Source organism: Arthrobacter sp. NQ7, from assembly GCF_029581595.2.
GTDB lineage: Bacteria > Actinomycetota > Actinomycetes > Actinomycetales > Micrococcaceae > Arthrobacter > Arthrobacter phenanthrenivorans_B.
This window is the reverse complement of the sequence record NZ_JARFXU020000008.1, coordinates 19,970-45,959: the sequence shown is the minus strand read 5'-3', so window position 1 is coordinate 45,959 and position 25,990 is coordinate 19,970. Positions and strand designations below refer to the sequence as shown.

The following is a 25,990-nucleotide window of genomic DNA, read 5'->3' as shown; positions in this document are numbered from 1 at the left end:
CGGGCCCCGTTACCGCAGACGCTATTCCTCGGGCTGCGGGCAGTCAATAAGGGGTGATACCCCTTTATCCGCGGGCTTCGTTCCGGGGATGTGCCGGCGCCTATCGCTTACCCGGGCCACGTGCAGTACGTTGGGCGTAGGCCGTATGAACGCACGCTGCTGGGCGTTGTTGTTCCGGCCGCCACGCTGGAGTCCAACCCTCAGTCCTGAACATCCGAGCCACGGTCAAAGCCCGGCCGCCCTGCTGCCGCCTGGACCAGAGGTGCCATCCCATGAACACTGCAGCCATTCCCCGCTCCCGTCCGGCCCCCGCAGCCAGCTGGCTCGTTCCCGCCGGCCTGATTCTCCTCAGCCTGGTACCGGTCCTTGCCGGAGCCCTCCGGCTGACCGAGCTTGCCGGAGGCCAGGTGCGGCCGGACAACGCGAGGTTCTTCGACTCACCCGTTCCCGTGCTGATCCACATCCCCACGGTCACCGTCTACCTGGTTCTGGGCGCGTTCCAGTTCGTACCCTCCCTCCGCCGCGGCACGCGCCGCCGGCCCAGCTGGCATAAAGCTGCCGGCCGGATCCTCGCCCCCACGGGTCTGCTGGCCGCTCTATCCGGACTGTGGATGGCCGCCTTCTATGACCTTCCGCCCCTGGACGGTCCCCTCCTCCTGGCCCTTCGGCTGGTGTTCGGATCCGCGATGGTGGCGTTTATTGTGCTGGGATTCATCGCTGTGCGGCGCCGCAACTACGTCCGGCACAGCGAGTGGATGTCCAGGGCATACGCCATCGGCATTGCCCAGGGAACCATCGTGGTGGTCACCATTCCCTGGATTGCACTGGTGGGGCCGGTCACCGAGCTAAGCCGGGCCGTGCTGATCGGGGCATCCTGGGTACTCAGCCTGGCCGTGGCAGAGTTCTTCATCCACCGCCGCGCCAAGCAAGGGACCCTTTCGCCGGGTCCGTCCATCAAAGCGGCCTAGCTACCAAACCCCGACGGCGGCGCGGGGCGTTCCCCAGGCCGCGCCTTATCCGTCAAGCAGCGACGCGGTGCTGGAGGAGGCGCCGGGGCAGGAGCCCCAGCGTCATTCCGGCACGTGAGGCGGCACCGGCGAGAGGTGCTCATGGACGGCGGCCAGAACTCCTCCAGTACGCGTGAAGACGATCGTTTCGCGCTCATCGCTGACCGCAGTGGCTCCGCTCGGGTCGGTCTGCACCGTGGTCTCCACGCGGTGGGTAAAGACGGCGGTATCGCCCAGGAGCTGGATCTGCTGCTCGCTGCTGCGGCAGTCGACCACCTTCCATCCGGCGTCGATCCAGCCGTCCCAGAGTGTCCTGTACTCGTCCCTGGAGCCGAGCATCGCCGGCTCCGGGTGGAAGATGAAGGTCGCCGACGGGCTGAAGCAGGCGAAGTAGCGTTCGGTATCCGTGGCCGCGAACGCGGCGACCAGCCGGGCCGCAGCTTCCTCGACGTCGGTGCGCGTCAGGCCCCGCATTCCGGCCATCCCAGCCTGGGTGGCCCCGTCAGGGAACGTTGCGCGTGCCACCGCCCTGATCGGGGCGCCGTCCGCACCGGGGATGTTGAGGGGGAAAAGGAACACGTCCACCTCGGCGCCGTCGGCAAGGGCGTTGGCTACCTGCCCAAGTCCGGTCAAGTTCTCCACAATCGCGCAACCGCTGCCTGCCAGGATGTGGTGTGCCGGAAATGATCCGTCCGCGGTATCTCCCTGGCCAGCCGTCCCGCCAGCACTTTTGTCCACGCTCAATGCATCCAGCCCCACCGTTCGATAGCCACGCTCAACGATGAGCCGGGCGGCCGAAGCGTCGAGGAACGGGTGGTTGACATACTCCGGCGACTCCCAGTGCTCCGAGAAGCCGGTGTGCAGCAGCAGGATCCGGTCCTGCTGTCCGGGCGCGTCCGCGGCAAAGGCGGCCGGAAGAATGCCGTCCAGATGTCCGGCGGTAATGATGCCGCCCGGTCCCGCACTGCGGACATCCACCAGCTCCACCGGACCGCTAAAACGTGCCGGCGGCAGCGCATCGAGCCGCTCCCAGCCGTCGTGCACGTGGTACGGCGCGTCGACGTGGGTACCCGAATGCGAGCCGATCGAGAGCGAGAGAACGTTCGCTCCGTGGACAGGCACCGTCAGGGCCGGGGCAATGCTCACGGCGGGGTCGCCAGGATAGACGGGCATGCCCGACCGAAGCGGCACACTGAGGTCCATCCACGTCACGGCTGGGCCACCAGTTCCGCCGGCTCCGGCTCCTCGCTTTCCGGTCCCGAGCTCCCGGCAGCAACCATATTGCCCTTACTGTCTCAAAGGGGCCACCGGGGTGTCCCGGCTCGGGATCCAGCGCGGGCCGGCGGCCGGGAAGACAGCGCGGGGTTCCGGAAAGAGCCACAGGAGTCCGAGGTAAAGCACGGCCGCGAGGACCAGCGAGGCGGGGAGGCTGATGTCTACGCCGCCTGCCAGGTTGCCCAGTGGGCCCTGGAACTGGCCGGGCATATTGACCAGGCTCAGGCCAGCAGCAGCGCTGACCAGCCAGGACGCCATGCCGCGCAGGTTCCACCCGTGGTTGAACCAGTACCGGCCACCCGTCTGGCGCCGGTTGAAGACCTGGAGGGCATGGCGTCGTACCAGCCCCGGCGGGTGATGAAGCCGATGATCATCACCACCATCCAGGGCGCGGTGCAGGTGACAATCAGGGTGGCGAAGGTGGAGATGCTCTGCACGAGGTTGAAGGCGAAGCGGCCAATGAAGATGAACGCTATGGCGAGCAAACCGATGAAGACGGTGGCCTGGACACGGTTGAACCGGGGAAAAACGCTGCTGAAATCAAGCCCGGTGCCGTACAGGGACGAGGCGCCCGTGGACATGCCGCCGATCAACGCTATGGCGCACAGCGGGATGAAGTACCACGCCGGCGAGACAGCCAGCAGTCCGCCGACGTAGTTGGGCGCGGCCGGGTCCATGAACTCCGGGGCCTTGGTCGCGATGACGGACGCAGTGGCAAGGCCAAACACGAATGGCACCAGGGTGGCCAACTGGGCGAAGAAGGCAGCCCTGATGACCTTCCGTTTGGGAGTGGCGGTGGGAATATAGCGGGCCCAGTCGCCCAGGAAGGCGCCGAACGAGATCGGGTTGGACATGACGATCAAGGCGGCACCAATGAAGGCGGGGATGAAACCTTCGATGCCCACCCCGTCCCAGCCCGTGCCGAAAGCCCCGGCGAAGTTGAGGTCGAGATCACCGGCGAAGGCAATGAATCCGACGACGAACAACAGGGTGGCGGCGATAACGGCGATCTTGTTGACCAGGAGCATGAAGCGGAAGCCGTAGATGCAGACCACCAGCACCAGCGCCCCGAACAGGCCGTAGGCCACGGCGAAGGATCCCATGTCCTGGGGGACGCCCACGAGACGGTTCAGGCCTCCGACCAAAGCGTCACCCGAACTCCAGACCGAAATTGAGAAGAAGGCCGTGGCCGTCAGGAGCGACAGGAATGATCCGACGATCCGGCCATGCACGCCCAAGTGGGCCGACGAGGAGACCGCGTTATTGGTGCCGTTCGTGGGGCCGAACACTGCCATGGGCGCCAGGAGCAGTGCACCGACAACCAGACCCGTGAGTGTGGCCGCCAGGCCTTGCCAGAAGGAAAGCCCGAAAAGAATGGGAAAGGCTCCGAGGAACGCCGTGGCAAACGTGTTGGCACCGCCGAAGGAGACCCTGAACAGGTCGACGGCGCTGGCGTTGCGGTCCTTCTCGGGGATCTGTTCGATCCCGTAGGTTTCCACCTGGGTTGCCTTGCCGCTGGCCGCGCCGCCGACGGACCGAGCCCGTAAGGTTTTTGCCACTTTCGCCTCCATGGAATCTTGTTGCTCAGTGAGCATCATAAGTTGTTCCGGAGTCTACGGCGTGAAGCAGCTCACAGCAAGATGCAGGTCACATTGGCTGCCTCTGCGGAAACACCCCGCGTTGCTGCGCCAAGGCCATTCGGCCCTAGCGGATCGGTTGGGCTGGGCCGACGCTGGAACAGGTCGCACTCCTTGAGGCGCTGCTTTGGACACGGACGACGCCGGTTGGCAGCTAGGGCAAAGCCATGACATACATCAAGAGTTTGGGCGAGGTGGGACGCGATGAGGTGGCCCTGGCCGGCGGCAAGGCGGTGGGGCTCGGCGGCCTCATCCAGGCCGGGCTGCCCGTCCCGCCGGGGTTCGTCCTGACCACGGACGCGTACCGGGAGTTCGTCAGCGCCAACCACCTGGACGCCGCCGTCCAGGACCTCGCCGCGCTCCCGCCCGACGCATCGCCGCAGGAGTATGAGCATGCGTCCGTGCTGATCCAGACCCTGTTCCACAAAGGCACCGTGCCGGACGCCATCAAAGCCGACCTCGAGGCCGCCTACGCACGCCTCGGCAGCGGCAGCGGCAGCGGCACTCCAGTATCGGTCCGTTCCTCCGCCACCGCCGAGGACCTCGCCTCCGCCAGCTTCGCCGGACAGCAGGACACCTACCTGAACATCAGCGGCCCGGAGGCCCTCACCCAGGCCGTCTTCAACTGCTGGGCCTCCCTCTGGACGGCGCGCGCCATGGCCTACCGCTCCCGCGAAGGCGTGCGGCCTGACCAGGTGCGCCTCGCCGTCGTGGTGCAGCAGATGGTGGACGCCGACGCCGCCGGGGTCATGTTCACCGCCAACCCCGCCAACGGCCACCGCGACCAGACGGTGATCAGCGCCGCCTGGGGCTTGGGCGAGGCCGTGGTCGGCGGGACCGTCACCACCGATGACCTGGTGGTGGAGGCCGCCACGGGCACCGTCCTTTCGCGGCACACGGCCGACAAGCACGTCATGACCGTGCCCGCGGAGAACGGCACCGTAGAGCAGCCGGTGGCGGAAGACCGCCGTCGTGCGCCCGTCCTCGACGACGACGCCGCAGCCGCGCTGGCCGCGTATGGCAAGCAGGCGGCCGAGCGCTTCGGGTCCCCGCAGGACATCGAATGGGCGCGCGCCGGCGGCGGATTCTTCCTGCTGCAGTCCCGCCCCATCACCGCGCTGCCCGAGCCTGCGGCCGACACCCCGGACACCTGGCCGGTCCCCTACCCCAAGGGCCTCTACTTCCGGGCCAGCATTGTGGAGCAGATGCCGGAGCCGCTCTCGCCGCTGTTCGCCGACCTCATCGACGGCTCGGTGACGCGCTCCCTCTCGGCCCTGATGAACGATGCGCTGGGCATCAACGCGCTGCGCGAGGGCGACGTCCGCTTCCCCACCATCAACGGCTACGCCTATTACTACTACCGCACCTCGGCCATGTGGCGGATGACGGGCCGGACCGTGCCGGCGCTCGGCGCCCTGTTCCGGGGCAAGGCGCACATGGGTATCGCGGGCTGGCGGGACCATTCGCATCCGCGCTACGAACGCGTGATCAAGGACTGGTCCAGGCATCCGCCGGCCGGGCTCCCGGGCGGCCGGCTGCTGGCGGGGGTGCAGGAACTCCTGGATGCCGGCACCGTCTACTACACCGCCGTGCAGTCCATCATCCCGCTCGCCGACATGAGCGAAATCTCCTTCCGGGCCTTCTACGACAGGCTGGTGCGGCGCGCCGGCGATCCCCCGGCCCAGGCGTTCCTCCTGGGCTTCGACAGCGAACCGATCCGCGCGGAAAAGTCGCTGTATGACCTCGCCGGCTGGGCGCGCAGCGACCCCGTGCTGGCATCGGCCCTGCTGGAACGGACGACGGCGGAGCTCGCCGAGTGCCAGCGGACCGGATCCGCGCCGGAAGGGGTGGACAACGCCCTGTGGCAGGAATGGCGGTTTGCCTTCCGGGAGCACCTGGGACTCTACGGCCACGCGGTCTACAACCTGGACTTTGCCACCCCGGTGCCGGCGGACGACCCCTCCGCCCAGCTGGAGACCGTGAAGTTCTACCTGCGCGGGCAGGGAACGGACCCGCACGAGCGGCAGCGTCAGCTGACGGAACGCCGGGAGTCGCTCACCCGCGACGCCGCCGGGCGGCTGGGGCCGCGGCGGCGTGCCGTGTTCTTCCGCCTGCTGAGGTGGGCGCAGGAGGCGGCGCCGGTCCGCGAAGACGCGCTGGCCGACGTCGGACTCGCCTGGCCGCTGCTGCGGAGCCTGCTGCTGGAGCTCGGGCGTCGGCTGGTGGCTTCCGGGGTGGTGGCCTCGGCTGACGATGTCTTCTGGTTGCGCTTCAGGGAGCTGCAGAGTGCTGTCGAGTTTGGGCTGGCTGAACCCGGGATGCCGGCCGCGGTGACCGGGGCCCCGCGTCCTGTCCGGGCTGCCGCCGTCGAGGAGCGCAGGATGCTGTGGCGGGGTCAGGCCAAGGCCACCGCGCCGCAGATGCTGCCCCAGAAACCGTGGATGGAGAAGGCGTTCGGGTCCATGATGCCGGCGGGCCCGCAGCACCAGCCCGGCGACGTGATCAAGGGCGCCGGCGCCAGTTCCGGCCGGGTGACCGCGGCTGCCCGCGTGCTGCGCGGCCCGGAGGATTTCGGCCGGATGCAGCCCGGCGAGGTGCTGGTGGCCCGGATGACCACGCCGGCGTGGACCCCGCTGTTTGCGATGGCCTCGGCGGTGGTGACCGACGTGGGCGGCCCGCTCAGCCACAGTTCCATCGTGGCCCGCGAGTACGGCATTCCCGCGGTCCTGGGTACGGGCGTGGCCACGCAGCGGCTGGCCGGCGGCCAGCAGGTCACCGTGGACGGCGACGCCGGGACAGTCACCATGGAGCGTCCGTCCACCGCGCTGGACCGTTAGGAAAGAGGGGCCGCGAGGCGCATAGTTGGAAGATGACAGGTCCTTACACCCGGGGCGACTCCTTCAGCAGCGAGGCTTCCCGGAAACACATCAGGCAGGCGCTGGCGGAGTACGGCGCAACGGACGTTGTGTTTACCCAGCGGGGGAACCTGAGCGCTGTCGCCTTCAGGGGTGATGGCAGGCAGTTCCGCATCGTCATGCCGTTGCTGCAGTCTGAGGGCGCCCTGGAAATCAAGGGGGACGTCGCGGACAGCCGGCGCCGCGAAGCGAATGCCAAGATTTTGGAGCGGGCCAACCGCAAATCCTGGCACGCCCTCGCCCTGTCCATCGACGCCAAGCTGGGCGCAGCGGCGGCCGGCATCGCCACCCTGGAATCGGAGTTCCTGGCCCACGTTGTCCTTCCCGGAAACCACACCGTGTTTGACGAAATCGAGCCTGTCATCGACGTCGCCTACCGGTCCGGCCAGCGCCCGACATTCAGCGGTATAGACACCTCTGCGAGCCCTGCAGAACCGCAGGTCCCCGCTGAATTCCCGCCGCTTCGGGCTGTTCCTTCCCCCACGGCCGTCCGCCGGAGCTAGGCGCCACGGCTCCGGAAGGTGACCGCTCCCCCGTCACGGGAATGCCGCATGCAGCCGCGCCGTCCGGGGCTTGCCAACAGGCGTAGACTCAAAGGATCCCGGAACACCGCGACTGGATATCCGGCGTCCCGAAAACGAGTTCAATACCCTGCAGCCCTCCCGGGCTGCTGACCAGCGCCGTACCGAGTGACTTTGATACCGGCGCTGCAGGGAATTGTGACGACGAGGGCGGCCAAGAGCGCACCACGGCCCCAACGGCATCCGACCGTTCCCTCCCTTGCAGCCGACCCGGCCCCGGGTCCCCTGCCCCCCTTCACAGCCGGCCCTATTCCGGGATCCGGCAGTGCATTTTCCAGAACGCTGGTAGAACACCATGACCACCACCCAAGACTTCGCCGTCCGCGCCGACTCGGCACTGGCCCTTAGCGGAGTCCTCGCGTCCGCGCTTCCGCATGACCTGGGCACCGCGCAGGGGCCCACCCGCTACACCGTCCCGGTGGTCTTCTCCCGCCGGCCGCAGCCCCGCGAGATCGACCTTCTGCACGGTCCCGGCACCAAGCAGCGCCTCGCCGAAGCGGGATACAGCGACGTGGACCTCCGCGTCTCCGACCGCCGCCTCCTGGTGAGCAACACCAACCTGGCAGACCTCAAATCGGGGCTGGCCCACCTCCTGGGTTTGCTCCTGCGGGACATCTCGGCGCAGGCGGCCCAGGAACGCACCGAGCGGGCCGAAGAACTGGAAGCCCTGGGCCTCGTTGAGGAGCAGCGTCTTGAGGCGCTCCGCCGGGCCGCGGCCGACATCCACTTCGACTAAACCCGCCCCCGCCAACCGCCCACCCATGAACCACAGCCCGCGAAAGGCACACCATGACCGATTTGAGCATCCGGGACCAGTGGAACCGGCTTCCCTCCCCCGTAACGCAGTGGCTGCTGGAAAACCCCGGCTGCATGATCCTTCCGCGGACACTTTCCGCGCAAATCAGTGCTGCCACGGGCGAGGAGACCACCGGCGATCCGCACGGCGAAACCACCCTTAGCCAGGAGGACGTGGACTTCATCCGGACGAAGTCCCAGGAGGCCGAGCCCGCAAAGCCGGACCCGGGCTACACGTTCTTCGATTCAGTCCAGCCGTAGGAACGCCCCGCCGGAAAGTGAGGCCCCCGTTCCCGGACGCGGGATCAAATGGTGGCGAGGGCGCCCTTGGCGCTGTCCACCCGCACGTGGGCGCCGGCCTGGAGGTGGACCACCTCGCCGTCAATCTGGCACGGAACGGCGTCCCGCGTGGAAAATGCATAGCTTGTGACGCTGGGCTGATGTCCCAGTCCCAGCGTCACGGCGCGGAGCGTCATCAGGGCCATTTTCGTGAGCCCGGCGTGGGGCAGCGTCACTACCTCAAAGCGGCCGTCATCCGGGCGGTGTGACTCGCTGACCGTTCCGTACTTCGCCATCCGTGAGATGTTGGCCAGGATCAGGCTGTCGAACGTGGCGGTGGCCCCGTCGTCGCGCACCAGCTCGAACGGCTTGAGGCGGGACAGCGTCCGGGCAACAGAAACGAGTTCAAGGACCTTTCCCTTGCCGCCCTGTTCGATGCCGATGGCCATCAGCGGCGTGAGTCCGAAGCCAATGTAGGAGTGCGCATACTGGACCTGCTCCCGGCCTCCCGAACGGAACGTTACCCGCAGCAGGTCGATGTGCCGGACCCCGCCCGCGCCAACGGCGTCAGCGAAGGACCGCGCCGGCCGGCTCCGGAAGTGGTCGTTGGCGTTCCCGGCGGGAACCACGGTGCACACCGCGTTGCTGCCGGCAACGTCCATCACGCCGTTGACCACCTCGTTGTACCCGCCGTCGCCGCTCACTGACACGATCAACGGGGCGCCCCGGCTGGCTTCGGTCCTCGCAAGCCCGCGGGCGTGCCCGGCGTATTCCGTGGGCAACAGCTCAACGGGCAGGCCAGGCAGGTCCATGGCCAGCTCCCGCTGCAGGGCCCCGATCCGCCCGCCCATTCCGGCCCTGCCCGGATTGAAAATCAGGACGGCGCGGTCAAAGGGTGCCGCGGGTGCTCGGCCATCTGCCAAGGCGTGTCCCTTCATCCGGTTGCTGGTGTGTGTCCGGTTCCAGCCTAGCCGGACGCGGCCGCCCACGGCCCGCCGGGCAGGACGGCTGGCCACGGGGGCCGGGACGCGGCCGGCCACGGCCCGCAGGGCAGGACGGTTGACCACGGCGATGTGGACGGCGGCGCGGGAACAGCCACCACCGGATGATGCCCGGATCCTGACTTGGGCGCATGATATTCGGGTGAACAAGAACCGGCTCGAAGCCTTCAGCGATGGTGTACTGGCCATCATCATCACCATCATGGTCCTGGAACTGCACACGCCGGACGAACCAACGTGGGAGGGCGTTGCCGCCATCGTGCCGACGCTCTTCACCTATCTCCTGAGCTTCGTCTATGTGGGAATCTACTGGAACAACCACCACCACATGATCCACCTGGCGAGCAGGGTGAACGGATCCATCCTCTGGGCCAACCTTCACCTGCTGTTCTGGCTGTCCTTGTTCCCGTTCACCACCCGGTGGATGGACGAGTCCGGCTTAATGCAAGTGCCGGTGCTGCTCTACGGCATCAACCTGCTGTGCGCCGCGATCGCGTACTTCATCCTGGAACGGCGGCTGATCGCGGCGCAGGGCACGGACGGGGCACTCGCCCAGGCCGTGGGCCGGGACTGGAAGGGCAAGGCGTCGCCCGCGATCTACCTGGCCGGGATCGGACTCACCCTGGTCCAGCCGCTGTTCGGCATCGCTGTGTTCACCATTGTGGCGCTGATCTGGCTGGTTCCGGACCGCCGTGTGGAACACTTCGTCGCCAGGGCCCATGAAACCGGCAGCAATGCCAACTAAATGACGTCGTTGCCCCGGGCCTGAGACCCGCGGCCTACTCCCCCATGCCCGGATGCACGGGAACGAAATCAACCCTGTTGCCGGAGTTGGTCCGGCCCGCCGGGGCGCGGTTGAACCCTCGAGCGTCAAGCCCGTTCCTTGCGCGGAACTCGGCGAGCGCCGCGTCGTAGGCGTTGTTGAGGGTCTTGCCGGAGAACTCGCCGGTGCTGCCGTCGTTGAAGGCGATGCGGATCCGGACGCTGTCCGGGTAATGCCGGGTCATGCGGATGAAGCCGTCGGCGTCCTGCTGGAGGGTGATCACGGGATCCTGCTTTCGTTGGGGAGCAACCTCAAGTGTGCCGCATATGCCGCGGAAACCCTTGCCGGACCCGGCCGTGGTGGGCGCCAGGCGCCATGCGGCCGTCCACAGGCTCCGCGCTCTGGGCCTGCTACCCTTCGCAGGCCACCCCGTCGCCGTCGCCGTCCAGCCCCTGCCGGTACCCGGGACTGCCGGCGTAAAGGGGCGCGGCCCCGGCGGCGGCCGCCTCGGTGCAGTTGGCGTAGTAGACAACGGTGGCAGCGGCTGCCGGCTGCACGGTGGCCGGCGCAATCTGTCCCGGGCAACCCGCCAGGATGCCGGCGATGGCGTCGTGCTCCGCCTGCGTCACCCACAGGCTGTAGCGCGCCTTCACCGAAACCTGCCGTGCCGCGTATTCGCAGCGGAAGCCCTTGGCCGGCGGCAGCCAGGTGGCGGCGTCGCCGTCGCCCTTTTGCTGGTTGGTGGGCCCGTCCGTGGCCTGCAGGTTCAGCGGATCATTCGCGAATGCCGTCCGCTGCTCCGTGGTCAGCTGCTGGGCCCCTTTCTGCCAGGCGTCGCTCAGTGCCACCACGTGGTCAATCTGTACGGCGCTGCTGGTGGTGGTGCCGCGGACGAAGTTGATGACGGTGCCCGTGTAAGGGTCTGCAAGCACCCCGGCCTTAACGGTGCAGGGAACGCTGGTCACGTAGGTGATGTCCGTGAGGTCCCGGTTGAGGATGTCGTTGCGCGTGTCGCAGCCGTTCTGGTCCACGTCCGCCCACGTTGCCCCGAACAGCGACCGCTCATACCCGGTCTTCGGTGCCCGGCCCTTGACCGGAAGGGTCTCCAGCAGGTCGGCGGCCTGGACTGTTCCCGGCTCGACGGTGGTGGTGCTCTCCGCTGCCACGGCCGGAAGGTTCGCGCCGAAGAGCGCCAGCAAAGCGGAGAGGACGACGCCGGCTGCCCAGCGGGTGCCGGACGCCGACGTGGTGGTGGGCAAGGACGTGTAGGCGGACAAGCAGTTCCCCAGTTGTGCACGATGAGTGAAGGGCGTCAGCCCCCAATTGCGCTGACGCCGAGGAAAATCCTAGCGGCGGCAAATCCACTCAATGGCCTGTTCAGGCGGACCTGGGGCAATCCTTCCCGACTCCTGCGCCGATCCTGCGGGTGACTGGCCCCGGCGGTGCGATGACCCCCTCCGGCGTCCCGCTCCGGACGTGGCGACGGCGGCACCCACGCCGGGTGCCGCCGTCGGGCGTCCTGCTTACCTGGCCGGCAGGAGCCTAGCGCGGGGCGCCGGCCGTGGAGTCCGTGTCCTCACCGGCGTGGGAACCTGCCACCGCCTCCCGGGTGCCCGGATCGCCGTGGACCTCGGGGCCCCCGCTGCCGGGGCGGCGGGTCTTGGCCAGGCTGGCCACCGTGGCCACCAGGATGGTTGCGGCGATGAAGAGCAGGGAGAACCAAATGGGGATCTCGGGCACCCACAGGAGCGGCTGGCCGCCATTGATGAACGGGAGCTCGTTGACGTGCAGGGCGTGGAAGACCAGCTTCACACCGATGAACGCAAGGATGACGGCCAGCCCCTGGGCGAGGTACACCAGGCGCTCCAGCAGTCCGCCGATCAGGAAGAACAGCTGCCGCAGGCCCATCAGGGCGAACGCGTTGGCGGTGAAGACGATGTACGCCTCGCTGGTCAGGCCGTAGATCGCGGGGATGGAGTCGACGGCGAAGATCAGGTCCACGAAGCCGATGGCGATGATGGTGAGCAGCATCGGCGTCACGAACCGCTTGCCGTCCTGCTTCACGGTCAGCCGGTCCCGGTGGTAGTCCGGGGTGACCGGCAGGACGCGGCGCACCAGCTTCATGAACCTGCCGTCCGCCGGGTTGGCGTCGTGGCCGCCGAACGCCTGCCGGTACGCGAGGAACAGCAGCAGCGCGCCGAAGATGTAGAACACCCAGGAGAAGTTTTCGATCAGGGTGGCGCCGATGGCGATGAACCCGCCGCGGAGGATGAGGGCGATGATGATGCCCACCATGAGTACCTTCTGCTGGTACTTCTTGGGGACGGCGAACCCTGTCATCACGATGAGGAAGACGAACAGGTTGTCCACGGACAACGCTTTTTCGGTGAGGTAGCCGGCGAAGTACTCCCCGCCGAATGTCCATCCCGAGAACATGCCGATCCCGACGCCGAACAGGAGCGCGAGGCCTATGTAGAACGCCGACCAGCGGGCGGACTCGCCGATGGACGGTTCGTGGGGTTTGCGGACGTGGGCGAAGAACTCGTAAACGAAGAACAGGATGGTCACGGCGATGGTGATGATCCAGATGAGGGGCGTTACCTGCATGGCGGGCACTCCAAAGGGGTAGGCGTTGACATGTACGCCAAGGTCTCCTCCGCCCGGCAGGAACCGGAGCCGGTGGCCCGGGATGCATCGCTGCATCCGTATTGACGGGCCACTCACAGTCGGGAGTACTCCCCTTGATGGGATAAATCGTACCTGACCAACGTTCGATGGCGGCACCCGGTTCCGGATGCCGCCGTCGAATTCCGCCGCAGAAGGCTACTTCGTGTCCTTCGCCATCGGGCCAGGCTTACGGGCCTGCCGGCCGCACTACGATGGCCGAGCCGCACTGGTTGATGAGCGAGCCCAGGCTTGACGCCGCCGTGGCCGTCCTGGTGCCGGTCGCGGAAGTATCGGTCAGGGCCAGCGAATTCACCTCGATGGCCGCATTCGACTTGGACGCGATGCCCGAGCTCACATCGGTGACCTCTGTCATCCCTGCGGGCGGGGAGAACTGCGTGGTGGCCGAGTTGGTGGAGTTCCGCAGGCCGTGGGCCGTCAGCAACAGCGCTCCCGGTGTCACCGGCGTGATGGACGGAGCCCGCACATCCGGGTAGGCCACACCGCTGTTGGTGTCAGTGGCGGGCGTAACGTCCAGTGGCGTGGTGGTGTTGGCGCCCTGTACGGCCACCGTCGACCAGGCATACCGGGACGCCGGTTGGGCGACGCTCGGAGCGGTGTCTCCGGCCTGCATCACCCGGTACCAGACCGCCTGGTGCGCGGAGGTGGATCCGGCGCTGGTGAAGTCTCCCACCGCCTTCGTCCATCCCGCCGGAGCGGTGGTGTTGGCCGATCCGGCGACCGTCACCTGTGAGTACAGGAAAACCGTGTCGCCGGGTTGCCAGCCTGCCGGCAGCGACGTTGTGTACGAGCCGGCAGCCGTCAGCTCCCCTGCCCCGCTTGCGAACGACCGGACCGAGACTGCCGACGTTGTTGGCGGCGTCGTGGTGGTGGGCGACGGCGTCGGTGTCGGCGTTGGGGTCGGTGTGGGAGTGGGGGTCGGCGTGGCCGTCGTTGTGGGCGTCGGCGTGGGGCTCGGCGACGGCGCGGGGCGGGTGATGGTGAACTTGTCCGTGTAGGTTCCGCCCGAGGCCCGGACGAAGGACCCGGTCAAGGTGGTGCTTGTGACCGACACGTTCAGGAAGCCGTAGGTGGGGTTGTTGTTGCTCCCCATGAAGCTCTGGAAGTACGGCGCCGTCGTCGTGTTGCTTTCACTGTTGATCGACCTGCCGCCCGAACCGACGGTGGCCAGGATGGTTCCGGTGCCGGCGGCGAACTGGCCGTTGGGGTCCGTGTCGGCCACACAGTCCGGGTTGAAGCTGCTGACCGGGATGGCCGTGCAGCTGCCCTTGAGCGCGAGCGGGTAGCTGCGGGCGTACGCGTGGTCATGCGCCTGCAGGTACAGGTCCACCTTTTTGGACACGAGCATGTTCATCAAGTCCGGGCTCGCGGCGCAGGGGTAGTTGACCATCGACAGGCAGTACATGTGCATGCCCACCACCACGAACGGGATCCCGGCAGCGCGCGCCGAGTCGATGGCCGACGTGACGAACTTGTAGCCCTGGGTGCCGGACTTGTAGGACCAGTCAAGGCCGCTGCCGCTGTAGGTCAGCTTCGGGGACACCATGATCAGCCGGACCAGGGGGCTGCTGGCGGGGTAGTCGGTGTAGAACTGCTGGGCGTAGTTTCCTACGGAGCCGAGCTGGTCCGGCAGGCACGAGGCGAAGTTGGACCACACGCCGTCTGGCCCGTCGTCCTCGTGGTTCCCGGTGATGAATTCGTAGGGCATGGACCCGGCATGCTGCTTGACGAACGAGCACCAGGCCGATTCCGGGGTGATCTGGGAGTAGGACAGGTCGCCGAGGTTGAAGAATGCCGAGGTGCCGGCGTTGCGTGCCGCGTCAATCACCTTCCCGGTCACCGTGTTGCCGCCGGTGTCACCGGCGAACCCCAGGCTCACCGACGTTGCGGCGGAGGCCTCCGAGTCGTTCCGCGGGCTAAGGACGTCAATGTTGCCGAGCACGAGGACGGCGCCGAGCAGGACGGCCAGCACCGCGCTTACTGGATGGCGCAAGCGCCCCTGGCCTTTCACTTGCAGCTCCATTCGGTTGCGCGGCGCAGTCCGTTGTCAGCTGCGGAGAAGCCGATGACAACGGCGTTGGCACCCTGGCCTGACACCGAGGTGGCGGACCCGGACACGCCGGTGAACTGGGCATCGGATCCCGGCGGGAGGATCCGTGCACTCTTGCCGATCCAGATCACGGCTTGCGGCCTGGATGCACGGAAGGAGGGCGAACTGCCTGCTCCCACCGTCACGCCGGCAATTGCTGAGGCGGCACTGGACGTGGCACCGGCAGCGGCCGCCCCGACGTCGGTGACGGCGCCGGTCGCGGCCCAGGCCACGGCGTGGGTTCCGTCGGCCACGCCGCTCTGGCCCACTGCCTGCCCGGTCGAATCGATCCCGAGCACTACTCCGCCTTTGCCGCTAAGGGTGGGCAGGGCCTTCGGAGAGCCGTCCGGCCCCCAGAGGACCGGAGTGGCATCGTCCCCGATGGCCACCCCGCCGGCGGTGCCGTCCGGACCGACAGCGAAGGCATGTCCGCCCCGGGTTCCGGACGGCAGTGCGAGCTCGTGGGGTGCGGTGGTCACGGAGGGCCAAACGGCGGCCCGCTCATCTTCGTCGGCACCCGGCCCGTCTGAATGTTCCTCGTCGGCGACCAGCGCCCCGGCGACGACGCCGTTGTCATTCACTGCCGCCGGCATCGCTATGTCTCCGGGTTTGACAGGTAAGGGATGGTACTGCCCGTCCTGCCACCACCAGCCCACCAGCAACTCGTTGGCGGTGTCATACCCTGTGCCGACGACGACTCCTGCCGCGTTCACGGATGCCGGGGCCGCGGCCTGGAGCGGGATCGCAAGCTGGGTGGGTTGGCCGTTCCGCCAGAGCACCGGCACCGACTCGCCGGCGGCGGTATCGGCGAGGCCGACCACCAGGCCGTTGCTGCTCGACGCGACGGCGTTGCTGCCCCTGCCGCCGAGGCCGGGAAGGAGTTGCGGCGTGCAGTTCGTGGCCGCTGGCAGATTAGGACCGGCCGCGGTCGCAGCCACCGGCAACATCACCATGCCGCCCTCGGCCGCGAGCACCAGCGCCGTCAGCAGCGCCCCCGGCCGCATGTCCCTGGACTTGCCCAGCCGGGACAGCACGCTCCCACTGCCGGATGACGCCTTGTTGAAAAATCCGTACTTTGACAATGTTGCCCCCCGGAGTTGAACTCCAATGTCCCCAGAAGCATCGGCAGCGCGAGCGCATCTGCTTAGCGGCACTGTCTTTCGAGGCTAGATCCGGGGCAGGCGGGAGTCACGAGTAACTGATACCTGCTTCCCCGAATAGGGGGTACTTGGGGATCCCAGGCTTTAGCCGGGACAAAGGACGACGCCGGCACCCACCCGGGTGCCGGCGTCGTCCGTCCTGCCTGCGAAGCCCTACTTCAGCCTGGGTACCAGCACCGGCGTGTTCTTCTTGTAGGCCTCGTAGTCAGCCTGGCCGCCCCACTTCTTGTCCGCCTTCTTCTCCAGCGGCGGCACCCCGCTTCCCTTGGTGAGCAGCAGGGTGACGAAGACCGGGGAGATGAGGGCGGCCCACTGCCAGCCCTGGAGGACCGGCAGGGCGATGATGGCCACGCCCACCCACAGCGTGATCTCGCCGAAGTAGTTGGGGTGGCGGGACTTTGACCAGAGGCCGGTGCTGATGAAGCGGCCCTTGTTGGCGGGCTCGTCCTTGAACCGGTTCTTTTGCACGTCCGCCACGGTCTCGATGCTGATGCCCAGGGCCCAGACCAGCAGGCCCACCCAGAAGAATGCATCCAGGCCCACCTTCTTGTCCGAGGTGATGGCCACCCAGGCAAGGGCGGCGGTGAGCACCACCCACAGGCCCTGGATGGTCCACGTGTTCAGGAAGCGGAACAGGTCCGGCTTGAGCTCGTCGAAGCGGTCGTCCTTGCCGTGCTTGCTGATCCGCAGGAACAGGAAGCTGCCCAGCCGCGCGGCCCAGAGCACCACCATGGCCGCCAGCAGCATGCCGCGGGCGTCGATGCCCGGCGAGGCCAGGACCAGGAACACGGTGATGGAGATGTACGTCAGGGCGCCGGTGAGGTCGTAAAACTTCTCCGTCTGTGCCTTGTAGGAGGGGATGAAGACCAGCCACTGGATCACGAACGCCGCGGCGACACCCAGCGCGAACACGGGGAACCCGCCGATCCTGGCCCCGCCCTGGCTCCCTGCCAGGGCGATGAGCACCGCCACCACCACGGCAATGACGATGCTGATGAGCGCCTTGCGGCTCTTTTCGTTCACGGACACGTCCCTTTCGCAGCCGGCCGCGCGCTGCTGCACGGCCGGTCCCTGCCGCGCCCTACGGGGCACGGTTGTACCATCATCCAACTCAGCCGCGGTGGCCTCGTCCACTTGGTCTTCGGAGCGGACCGGGGAAAGTATGGGTGGTGCGGCCTTTCGGGAGCTCCGGTGCCCAGTCCGGGCGGGCAGCGGCAACGAACTGCTGCAGACCGGTTTACCCGCTGCCCCAAGGAGCCCTGCATGAGTCACCGCACCACGAACTGGCTGACCGCCTACATTGTGACCGCCGTGGTCTTCGCGGTGCTGGACGTGGCCTGGATCCTGCTGGTGGCCAATCCGCTCTACCAAAGCCAGATCGGTGGCCTCCTGGCGCCCAAGGCGAACCTGCCGGGCGCCGTGCTGTTCTACGTCATCTTCGTGGCCGGCATGGTGCACTACGGTGTCCGGCCGAACCACCGGGACCTGGCGGTCCGGCAGCGGGTTGGCGGCGCTGCGCTGTTCGGGTTCTTCACCTACGCCACCTGGGCTTTGACCGGTTTCGCCGTGCTCAAGGACTTCACGGCCCTGGTGGCGGTAACGGACATCCTCTGGGGCGCCGCGGCCTGCGGCCTTGTCACCTGGATTTCGGCGACCATCCTGCGCCGGCGGATCATGAAGGCGGCGGCGGCCTGAACTCACGCACCCGCGTCACGCAGAGCATGCTTTGGGCCCACGAGCGGCGGCGGAACCCCGGAACCCCCGGCGCCGCCGCCGTCCGTTTCGATGAAAGCCTGCTCGGCGTGACGCCCCGCGCACGGACTGGCCCAGTTTTCGGAGCGGATCGGCGGAAACCCAACGCTTCCGTGGGCGTCCGCGCCTGAAAACTGGGCCAGTGTGCCACCAAGGGCCGGCGCAGGAACTGAAGAGCTCAGCCGAACAGCGCGGCCACCTGGGTCAGCGTCTGGAAGACTCCGAAGGCCAACGGGATCCCCACCAAAACCCAGGCCAGGACCAGCCGGCCGGTGGAGCGCTTGACGGGCTCGTGCGCGCCGGGGGTGTGTGCTGTGCTGCTCATGTCAGGCCTCCAGGGGAGATTCGTGCCGCTCGGGGCGGGGTTCGTGGAACCGGTCATCGACGGGCTTGACCAGCAGGTTGGACACGAAGCCGATCACCAGCAGCGCCACCATGGTCAGCAGCGCGGGCTGGTAGGACACGGCGTTGAGCTGCCCGGGCTTGCCCTGCGCATCCAGGATGCTGTTGACGATCAACGGGCCCGCCACCCCGGCTGCGGACCAGGCAGTGAGCAGCCGGCCGTGGATGGCGCCCACCTGGTACGTCCCGAAAAGGTCCCGCAGGTAGGCCGGGACGGTGGCGAACCCGCCTCCGTAGAACGAGATGATGATGAAGGCCAGCACCACGTAGAGCGCGGTGGCCGTGGACCCGGCGAACGCCAGCACCGTGTACAGCACGGCGCCCACGCCCAAGTACATCATGTAGATGCGCTTGCGGCCGGTGACGTCGGAGGTGGCGGACCAGGCGAACCGGCCGGACATGTTGCCGATGGACAGCAGCCCCACGAAGCCCGCGGCCACCCCGGCGCTCACCAGGGACTTGCCGTCGGCCTGCCGGAAGAAGTCCTGGATCATGGGCGCGGCCTGCTCAAGGATGCCGATGCCCGCGGTGACGTTGCAGAACAGCGCAACCCAGACCAACCAGAACTGGCGGGTCTTGATGGCGTTCTTCGCCGAGACGTTCTCCGTGGTCACCAGCTTGGCGGCCTTGACCTTGGCGGGGTCGAACCCTGCGGGACGCCATCCCTCCGCCGGCACCCGGACGGTGAACGCGCCGAACAGCATGTAGGCGAGGTAGACGGCGGCGAGGGTCAGGAAGAGCTTGCCCACGGCGTCGCCGCTGGCTACCCAGCCCTGCGAGCCGGAATTGGGGTCGTACGCCTTGAGCAGCGCCTGGGATACCGGGCTGGCGATCAGCGCGCCGCCGCCAAAGCCCATGATCGCCATGCCGGTGGCCAGGCCCGGCCGGTCCGGGAACCACTTGATCAGCGTGGACACGGGAGAGATGTAGCCGATGCCCAGGCCAATGCCGCCCACCACGCCGTAGCCCAGGTAGACCAGCCAAAGCTGGCGCGTGAAGATGCCGAGCGAGCCGATCAGGAAGCCGCCGGCCCAGAAGATCGCGGAGGTGAACATCGCCTTGCGCGGGCCGTTGGTGTCCACCCAGGTGCCCATGACCGCGGCGGAAAGGCCCAGCATCACGATGGCGATGGAGAAGATCACGCCGATCTCGGTCAGGCTGGCGCCGAAATGCTTGACCAGCGCGGTCTTGTACACGCTGGTGGCGTAGGCCTGGCCGATGCATAGATGGACGGCGAGCGCTGCCGGCGGGACCAGCCAGCGGTTGAAGCCCGGCGGGGCAACGGAGTGGTCACGGTCCAGGAAGCCCATGGTTGATTCCCTTTGCTTGTCGAAGACGTCGATGTCTGATCGATCCAGAGGCGAAAGGCCCTACCCCCGTCAGGACTGATGCCTTCGGTAATCATCGGCCAAATCGTCAGTAAACATACTAATTCTGCGCCGAGCGGCGGGAAATGCGCGGCAAACGGTTTTCGAGCGGAGGCGCAGCCCCGGCGGAACCTCTGCTTAACACTCTATGAACAGAGCCTCGTTCCCGCCTTGGCGGCCACCCGGCCGTGATCTACTGGGGAACGCGAAAATCTTACCGACCAGTAACTTCGGTTCGGCGATCGGCCCATCGTGGGGGGCGTGCCCGCTTCGCCGTCTTCCGTGACGGACAAGGAATCTGACGTGAACCTTTCGAGACGCCGCTTCTTCGCGGCAGGCACCGCGGCGGCCACCACGCTCGCCGCCGGCAGCACGCTCCGGCCGGCCGCAGCGGCCCCCGCTGCGCTTCCGGACCCAGGGGCTTCGGGCATTGAGCACATCATTGTAGTGATGATGGAGAACCGCTCCTTCGACCACTTCCTGGGCTGGATGCCCGGCGCCGACGGGGCACAGTCCGGCTTGAGCTACACCGACCGCTACGGCATCCCGCACTCCACCTACCACCTGGCCGATTACCAGGGCTGCGGCCACCCGGATCCCGACCACTCCTATGAGGGCGGCCGGATCCAGTACAACAACGGCAGGAACGACGGCTGGCTGCGGGCCGGCGAAAATGACGAGTTCGCCGTCGGCTACTACGGCGCGGCCGACCTGGACTTCTGGCGGCAGGCCGGGCCGGACTGGACAGTCTGCGACCGCTACTTTGCGGCAACCATGGCGGAAACCTACCCCAACCGTTTCTACCAGCACGCTGCCGCCACGGACCGGATCCACAACTCCTCCGTAACCTCCACGCTTCCCACCATCTGGGACCGGCTGGCTGCAGCAGGCGTTTCCGGCAAGTACTACTACGGCGATATTCCCTTCACCGCGCTGTGGGGAACGAAGTACCAGGGGATCTCCCGCCCGTATGCGGAGTTCCTCGCGGACTGCTCGGCAGGAGCCCTGCCGGCCGTGTCCTTCGTGGATCCTCGCTTCACGGACGAGGGCTCCGGCACGTCCGGGGACGACCACCCCCACGCCGACATCCGCTCCGGCGAAACGTTCCTGGCGGAGGTCTACAACGCCGTCACGTCCGGACCCGGCTGGGCCAACACCCTGCTGGTGGTCAACTACGACGAATGGGGCGGCTTCTACGACCATGTGCCGCCTGGAACGGCCCCGGACACCAGCCCCGACACGGCCCTGCGCGGCTTCCGTGTTCCATCGCTGGTGGTCTCGCCCCGCGCCCGCCGCCGGTACGTAGCCCACGATGTCTACGACCACACCTCGGTCCTCAAGGCGATTGAATGGCGCTGGAACCTCGCTCCCCTGACGCCGCGGGACCAGGCTGCGAGGAACATTGCCGAAGTCCTTGACTTCGGCACCCCGGCCAACCTTTCCGCCCCCACGTACTTGGTCCCGCCATTCGTGGCGGGTCCCGCATGCAGCCCCGTCGGGCCGCCGCCGGCGGAGGAATGGTCGGGACTGAAGGACAAAGCACTCGCCGACGGATGGACACTCCCGTGAAAATGAGACTTCAAACTGCCGCTGCAGTTATCGCGGTAGCCGCCGCTGCCCTATTCGGCGGCGCCGCGGCCACCTCCACCCCCGTTGCCGCCGCACCGGCTGCCCCCGCCGCATCCACCAGCAAGGGCTACCTGCCCGGAGCCAACCACGTCTTCGTCATCAACCTCGAAAACAAGGGCTACGACGAAACCTGGGGCCCGGCGTCGGCCGCTCCCTACCTTTCGCAGACCCTCCGCAGCCAGGGCGTGCTAATGAACCAGTATTACGGTACGGCCCACAACTCCCAGCCCAACTATGTGGCGCAGATTTCCGGTCAGGGACCCAATCCCCAAATGCAGGCGGACTGCCAGACCTATACGCCGTTGGTTGGTGCCGGCACGGCCAGCCCCGGCCAGGCGGTGGGGGACGGCTGCGTGTTCCCCGACACCGTCCCCACCGTGGCCGGACAGTTGAAGGCTGCCGGGAAGACCTGGAAAGGGTATATGGAGGACATGGGCTCACCGTGCCGCCATCCTGCGCTGGGCGCCGTCGACGACACGCAGAAGGCGAAGGTCGGAGACGAGTACGCCGCCAGGCACAATCCCTTCGTCTACTTCGCCGGCATCACGGGATCGCCGGACTGCGCGGCCAATGATGTGGACCTCAGCGCCTTGACGACAGACCTCGCAACGGTTGCCACCACCCCAAACCTGTCGATGATCACGCCCAATCTCTGCCACGACGGGCACGACGCCCCCTGCGTGGACGGCCAGCCGGGCGGACTGGCAAGCGCCGACGAGTGGCTCAGGCAGTGGGTGCCGGCAATCACCTCATCCCCGGCGTTCAAGCAGGACGGGGTCCTGGTCATCACCTTCGACGAGTCTGACGGGCCGCAGTCCGATGCCAGCGCCTGCTGCGGCGAGGGCCCCGGCCCCAATGCGCCGCTGCCAGGCATCACCGGGATGGGCGGTGGCCGGGTGGGCGCCCTGGTCCTCTCCCCGTTCACCAAGGGCGGCACGTGGTCCACCACCCCCTACAACCACTACAGCCTGTTGGCCAGCATCGAGGACACGTTCGGTCTTCCATACCTGGGTTACGCTGGGTCACCCGGACTGAACCGGTTCGGACTCGACGTTTACAACGCAGGCGTCTGACGGATCAGGCACCAGCCGAAAAGGGGACCGGATGGACGCGGACGTCATCATCATCGGCGGCGGCCTGGCCGGCCTGGTGGCCAGCAATGAGTTGGTCCGGGCCGGCAAGCGGGTGGCCATCGTGGAGCAGGAGAACCCCGCCAACCTGGGCGGGCAGGCGTTCTGGTCGCTGGGCGGCCTCTTCCTGGTGGACACTCCGATGCAGCGCCGCCTGGGCGTGAAGGACTCCTTTGAGCTGGCCTGGCAGGACTGGCAGGGGTCGGCGCAGTGGGACCGCCTGTCCGGTCCGCTTCCCGAAGACGAGTGGGCGCAGCGGTGGGGCCGGGCGTTCGTGGAGTTCGCCGCCAGCGAGAAGCGCGCCTGGCTGCACGGGCAGGGCATCCGGTTCACGCCCCTGGTGGGCTGGGCCGAACGCGGCGACGGCAGGGCGGGCGGCCACGGCAACTCGGTCCCCCGCTTCCACGTTCCCTGGGGAACCGGCACCGGGGTATCGGAACCGTTCGCCGCCAAAGCCCGGGCGGCTGCCTCGGCGGGCGGCGTCCAGTTCTTCTTCCGGCACCGGGTGGACGGTTTAACGTACGACGCCGGGACGGTCACCGGGGTGCGCGGCGCCGTGCTGGCACCCGATGACGCCCCGCGCGGGGTGTCATCCAACCGGGACGTGGTGCGCGGGTTCGAGCTGCGGGCGCAGGCAGTGGTGATCGCCTCCGGCGGCATCGGCGGCAACCATGCCCTGGTGCGGAAATGGTGGCCGGACCGGCTGGGAACACCGCCGCGCAAGATGGTCACCGGCGTTCCGCAACACGTGGACGGAAGGATGCTCGACATCGCGGACGCGTCCGGCGTGCGGCTGGTGAACCGCGACCGGATGTGGCACTACACCGAAGGGATCCAGAACTGGAACCCCATCTGGCCGGACCACGCCATCAGGATCCTCCCCGGCCCCTCGTCCCTGTGGTTCGACGCCCTGGGCCGGCGGCTCCCCTCCCCCGGCCTGCCCGGCTACGACACCCTGGGAACCCTGCGCCTGCTGCGGACCACCCCCGGCCCCGCGCAGTACGACCATTCCTGGTTCATCCTCAACCAACGCATCATCGAGAAGGAATTCGCCCTCTCCGGTTCGGAGCAGAACCCGGACATCACCAACCGGGACCTGAAGCTGCTGCTGAAGACCCGGCTGGGACGCGGCGCGTCCGGGCCCATCGAGGCGTTCAAGGAACACGGCGCGGACTTCGTGGTGGCGGACACCCTGGAGGAGCTGGTGCGCGGGATGAACGGGCTGACGGACCAGCCGCTGCTGGATCACGCGCTGCTCCGGCGGCAGATCGGGGAGCGCGACGCCGAGATCCGGAACCCCTATTCCAAGGACGCCCAGGTCACGGGCATCCGCAACAGCCGCCGGTACCTGGGCGACAGGCTCTTCCGGACCGTGAAGCCGCACCGGATTCTGGACCCGGCCGCGGGTCCGCTGATCGCCGTCAGGCTGCACGTGGTCACGCGGAAGTCGCTGGGCGGGATCCAGACCAACCTGGACGGGCAGGCCCTCGGCCAGGACGGGGCCCCGATTCCCGGGCTCTACGCCGCAGGAGAAGCTGCGGGCTTTGGCGGCGGCGGCGCCCATGGATACAACGCGCTGGAGGGCACCTTCCTGGGCGGTTGCCTTTTCACCGGCCGCACCGTGGGCCGGGCGCTCGCCCGCGCACTGTAAGCCCGCCCGCGCGCTCCACGACGACGCCGCACCCGGGCGGCAACCGGGCCGCGCGCCGCCGTCGTGCTTTACGCCCCTGCCGGGCGCTGCCGTCCCGGCGCCAGGCTCATCTGTGTGGACAGTCGATGTGCTGTGGCCAGGTCAGCCCCGTCCAGGACCAGCACCCTGCCGACCAGGAGCACCGAACGCCGTGGCGACGCAATATGCCCCATCCCGTCGGGGACGGTGCCGGACCACCCGGGCCCGGTGATGAGGAAATTGCCGGCCCCGGTACCGGTGGTGCGCTTCCCCACATAGGCGAAATTGGTGTTGGTCGCCGGGTTGGTGAACTGGACGCTGTAGTAGCGCCCTGCCATATCCGGGACGTGGAGGACCAACGGGCCCTTCGAGAGATCCAGCCAGGCGAGCGTGAGGAGAGTGTCCCGGTTGACGCCGGCCGAGGCAAGCTTCGAGCCGCCCGCGGGCACCTGCAGGGTGTCGGCGAAGAGGGCCAGCGACTGCGTGTAGAGCGTGTTGACGGGGATGGGCCCCTCACCGAACCCCTTGGCAAGGATGGCGCGCTTGAACACCGACAGGAGCATGCGGGGCCAAAAATAGGTCGCGGCGAACCAGGTGGCGGCCATGACCGCGCCGAAGATCAGGAGATGCTCCAGTCTCATGGCGTCGCGCCTTCCACCCTGGCCACGGCCGGCACCACGTAGCTTCCGGCCAGGATCGCCGGGCCCGGCTGGTAGACGCGGAGCCACAAAATGAACTTTCCGGACGGCGCGGGAAGCCAGTTTGCGTCCCGTCCAGGCGGAGCCGCGGCCTGGATGTGGATGTCGACGGACCCGTCAGGGTTGGGGATGAGCCCGGACCGGTCGCCCACGCTGTACCTCCGGAGGGGATTGGGGACGAAACGGTTCCGGGCATCGCCCATGGTGAGCGACCAGAAGGCGTCGTTCGGCGGCAGGCCGCCGGCAGGGAACCGGAGGAGGTAGCGGTGCCGGCCGTCCAGCGTCGCACCATTCCCATCCGAGTTGGTCCACCAGTACACCGCTTCCTCTGCCGTGTTGACGGGGCCGGGGAACAGTTGCGCGCAGGCCGCCCGCATCAGCATGCCGTTGCCCGGATTGCCCAGCCGGGGCATGGTGGTCCACCCGTTGGTCCTCACCGCTTTGATCCTCGCGTAGGCCTGGGCTGTCACAAAGGCCAGGCCGAAGCCGATCAGGAAACCCTGCAGAACATCGCTGCGGACCGTCCGCGTCAACGGCAGGAAGAGCATGGCGAGGATGAACGCCACGCAGACCGTGCCGACCAGGGCCGCAAAGTACGTGTAGGTCCTGCTCACCCTTGGATTCCCGCCGCGTCCCGGCGGACCAGCCGGAGCTCGGGCAGTTCCTCCCACTCCACGGGCAGGGTGTTGCGCTTGCCGTCGGGCCGGAACCCCTGCTTCAGGTAGAAGGCGAGCGCCCGCGGATTGTTCTCCAGCACCCAGAGGTAGGACGGACCGGGGCCGACGGCGGCACGCACCAGGGCTGCCCCCAGGCCGGTCCCATAAGTGCGCCGGAGGGTATAGAGCGAGTACAGCTCCACGGGTTCGGGGGCGTCGTCCTCCCGGCCCGGGCCTGCGTCGGCATAGCCCACCAGTTCGCCGGTGGCGTCGAAGGCAAGGATCCGCGGATCTCCGGTGGCCAGGAACGCACGCCGGCGCTCCACCCGTTCCGGGATGGCTGCCCGGCGCCGCTGGAAGAACTCCGGTGACAGCAGGTGCCGGTAGCACTCCTCGTGCGCCAGCGTCTGCATCAGCACCACTTCCCCGGCGTCCTCCGGGGTGGCCTGGCGAAGTCGAAAGTCCATGGCGCCAGCCTAGCCAGTCGGACCGGCACCCGG

The 25,990-nt window shown here is 67.8% G+C and carries 24 protein-coding genes and 1 pseudogene; 10 read left to right on the top strand and 15 right to left on the bottom strand.

Annotated elements, in window-relative coordinates; genetic code table 11:
- The first annotated feature begins 272 nt into the window (after positions 1–272).
- The gene (locus tag PUN71_RS10685) at positions 273–968 is read left to right on the top strand and encodes a DUF2306 domain-containing protein (RefSeq protein WP_277798375.1); all 696 of its coding nucleotides are present in this window, start codon (positions 273–275) and stop codon (positions 966–968) included.
- 102 nt (positions 969–1,070) lie between these two features.
- On the opposite strand, the gene PUN71_RS10680 is transcribed toward PUN71_RS10685, so the two are convergent.
- From PUN71_RS10680 to PUN71_RS10670, 3 genes and pseudogenes are all read right to left on the bottom strand, one after another.
- Entirely contained in the window at positions 1,071–2,210 is a 1,140-nt protein-coding gene (locus tag PUN71_RS10680; RefSeq protein ID WP_277798468.1) for a cyclase family protein, read from the bottom strand.
- Between the two features lie 84 nt (positions 2,211–2,294).
- Positions 2,295–2,627, bottom strand: coding sequence for a cytosine permease (locus tag PUN71_RS10675; RefSeq protein ID WP_277798467.1), 333 nt, complete (start codon positions 2,625–2,627; stop codon positions 2,295–2,297).
- Between the two features lie 62 nt (positions 2,628–2,689).
- Positions 2,690–3,853: pseudogene (locus tag PUN71_RS10670) on the bottom strand (purine-cytosine permease family protein); the annotation flags it as partial.
- 233 nt (positions 3,854–4,086) lie between these two features.
- Between PUN71_RS10670 and PUN71_RS10665 the strand changes: the two are divergent.
- From PUN71_RS10665 to PUN71_RS10650, 4 genes are all read left to right on the top strand, one after another.
- Complete coding sequence (locus PUN71_RS10665) at positions 4,087–6,756, top strand: PEP/pyruvate-binding domain-containing protein (protein ID WP_277798374.1); 2,670 nt, start codon at positions 4,087–4,089, stop codon at positions 6,754–6,756.
- Positions 6,757–6,788: 32 nt separating this feature from the next.
- The gene (locus tag PUN71_RS10660) at positions 6,789–7,337 is read left to right on the top strand and encodes a hypothetical protein (protein ID WP_277798373.1); all 549 of its coding nucleotides are present in this window, start codon (positions 6,789–6,791) and stop codon (positions 7,335–7,337) included.
- A 373-nt stretch (positions 7,338–7,710) separates the two neighbouring features.
- Positions 7,711–8,151, top strand: a complete 441-nt coding sequence (locus tag PUN71_RS10655; RefSeq protein WP_277798372.1) for a hypothetical protein — start codon at positions 7,711–7,713, stop codon at positions 8,149–8,151.
- A 53-nt stretch (positions 8,152–8,204) separates the two neighbouring features.
- On the top strand, positions 8,205–8,471 hold the full coding sequence (locus tag PUN71_RS10650) for a hypothetical protein (RefSeq protein ID WP_277798371.1): 267 nt from the start codon (positions 8,205–8,207) through the stop codon (positions 8,469–8,471).
- A gap of 44 nt (positions 8,472–8,515) precedes the next feature.
- Here PUN71_RS10650 and PUN71_RS10645 read toward each other — a convergent pair whose 3' ends face one another.
- Positions 8,516–9,412, bottom strand: a complete 897-nt coding sequence (locus PUN71_RS10645) for a diacylglycerol/lipid kinase family protein (protein ID WP_277798370.1) — start codon at positions 9,410–9,412, stop codon at positions 8,516–8,518.
- 220 nt (positions 9,413–9,632) lie between these two features.
- On the opposite strand from PUN71_RS10645, the gene PUN71_RS10640 reads away from it, so the two are divergent.
- Positions 9,633–10,235, top strand: a complete 603-nt coding sequence (locus PUN71_RS10640) for a TMEM175 family protein (RefSeq protein WP_277798369.1) — start codon at positions 9,633–9,635, stop codon at positions 10,233–10,235.
- A 34-nt stretch (positions 10,236–10,269) separates the two neighbouring features.
- Here PUN71_RS10640 and PUN71_RS10635 read toward each other — a convergent pair whose 3' ends face one another.
- The 6 genes from PUN71_RS10635 to PUN71_RS10610 form a co-directional block, all read right to left on the bottom strand.
- Positions 10,270–10,536, bottom strand: coding sequence for a hypothetical protein (locus PUN71_RS10635; RefSeq protein WP_277798368.1), 267 nt, complete (start codon positions 10,534–10,536; stop codon positions 10,270–10,272).
- A gap of 127 nt (positions 10,537–10,663) precedes the next feature.
- Entirely contained in the window at positions 10,664–11,530 is an 867-nt protein-coding gene (locus tag PUN71_RS10630) for a GmrSD restriction endonuclease domain-containing protein (protein WP_277798367.1), read from the bottom strand.
- A 265-nt stretch (positions 11,531–11,795) separates the two neighbouring features.
- Positions 11,796–12,860: a TerC family protein gene (locus PUN71_RS10625; RefSeq protein ID WP_082006918.1), complete on the bottom strand. Its 1,065-nt coding sequence runs from the start codon at positions 12,858–12,860 to the stop codon at positions 11,796–11,798.
- Positions 12,861–13,107: 247 nt separating this feature from the next.
- Positions 13,108–14,931 (bottom strand): metallophosphoesterase family protein, encoded by a 1,824-nt coding sequence (locus PUN71_RS10620; protein WP_277798366.1) that lies wholly within the window; start codon positions 14,929–14,931, stop codon positions 13,108–13,110.
- 14 nt (positions 14,932–14,945) lie between these two features.
- A complete protein-coding gene (locus PUN71_RS10615; protein ID WP_283532398.1) occupies positions 14,946–16,061 on the bottom strand; it encodes a hypothetical protein in 1,116 nt (371 codons plus the stop codon).
- 279 nt (positions 16,062–16,340) lie between these two features.
- A complete protein-coding gene (locus tag PUN71_RS10610) occupies positions 16,341–17,210 on the bottom strand; it encodes a DUF1295 domain-containing protein (RefSeq protein ID WP_277798364.1) in 870 nt (289 codons plus the stop codon).
- A 240-nt stretch (positions 17,211–17,450) separates the two neighbouring features.
- Here PUN71_RS10610 and PUN71_RS10605 point away from each other — a divergent pair, with 240 nt between their 5' ends.
- Complete coding sequence (locus PUN71_RS10605) at positions 17,451–17,882, top strand: DUF2177 family protein (RefSeq protein WP_277798363.1); 432 nt, start codon at positions 17,451–17,453, stop codon at positions 17,880–17,882.
- A 235-nt stretch (positions 17,883–18,117) separates the two neighbouring features.
- On the opposite strand, the gene PUN71_RS10600 is transcribed toward PUN71_RS10605, so the two are convergent.
- A complete protein-coding gene (locus PUN71_RS10600) occupies positions 18,118–18,264 on the bottom strand; it encodes an MFS transporter small subunit (protein WP_167562144.1) in 147 nt (48 codons plus the stop codon).
- A 1-nt stretch (position 18,265) separates the two neighbouring features.
- On the bottom strand, positions 18,266–19,651 hold the full coding sequence (locus tag PUN71_RS10595) for an OFA family MFS transporter (RefSeq protein ID WP_043448784.1): 1,386 nt from the start codon (positions 19,649–19,651) through the stop codon (positions 18,266–18,268).
- 360 nt (positions 19,652–20,011) lie between these two features.
- Here PUN71_RS10595 and PUN71_RS10590 point away from each other — a divergent pair, with 360 nt between their 5' ends.
- From PUN71_RS10590 to PUN71_RS10580, 3 genes are read left to right on the top strand one after another with little or no spacing between them, the layout of a single operon-like run.
- Positions 20,012–21,277: an alkaline phosphatase family protein gene (locus PUN71_RS10590; protein ID WP_277798362.1), complete on the top strand. Its 1,266-nt coding sequence runs from the start codon at positions 20,012–20,014 to the stop codon at positions 21,275–21,277.
- A 2-nt stretch (positions 21,278–21,279) separates the two neighbouring features.
- Positions 21,280–22,410, top strand: a complete 1,131-nt coding sequence (locus tag PUN71_RS10585; RefSeq protein ID WP_277798466.1) for an alkaline phosphatase family protein — start codon at positions 21,280–21,282, stop codon at positions 22,408–22,410.
- 31 nt (positions 22,411–22,441) lie between these two features.
- Positions 22,442–24,118, top strand: a complete 1,677-nt coding sequence (locus PUN71_RS10580) for an FAD-binding dehydrogenase (protein WP_277798361.1) — start codon at positions 22,442–22,444, stop codon at positions 24,116–24,118.
- 68 nt (positions 24,119–24,186) lie between these two features.
- On the opposite strand, the gene PUN71_RS10575 is transcribed toward PUN71_RS10580, so the two are convergent.
- From PUN71_RS10575 to PUN71_RS10565, 3 genes are read right to left on the bottom strand one after another with little or no spacing between them, the layout of a single operon-like run.
- Positions 24,187–24,777: a DUF1254 domain-containing protein gene (locus PUN71_RS10575; protein WP_277798360.1), complete on the bottom strand. Its 591-nt coding sequence runs from the start codon at positions 24,775–24,777 to the stop codon at positions 24,187–24,189.
- Positions 24,774–25,448 carry a DUF1214 domain-containing protein gene (locus PUN71_RS10570; RefSeq protein WP_277798359.1) on the bottom strand — a complete coding sequence of 225 codons (675 nt, stop codon included), beginning with the start codon at positions 25,446–25,448 and terminating at the stop codon, positions 24,774–24,776. Before PUN71_RS10570 ends, PUN71_RS10575 begins: the two co-directional genes overlap by 4 nt.
- Positions 25,445–25,957, bottom strand: coding sequence for a GNAT family N-acetyltransferase (locus tag PUN71_RS10565; RefSeq protein ID WP_277798358.1), 513 nt, complete (start codon positions 25,955–25,957; stop codon positions 25,445–25,447). Before PUN71_RS10565 ends, PUN71_RS10570 begins: the two co-directional genes overlap by 4 nt.
- Positions 25,958–25,990: the final 33 nt, after the last annotated feature.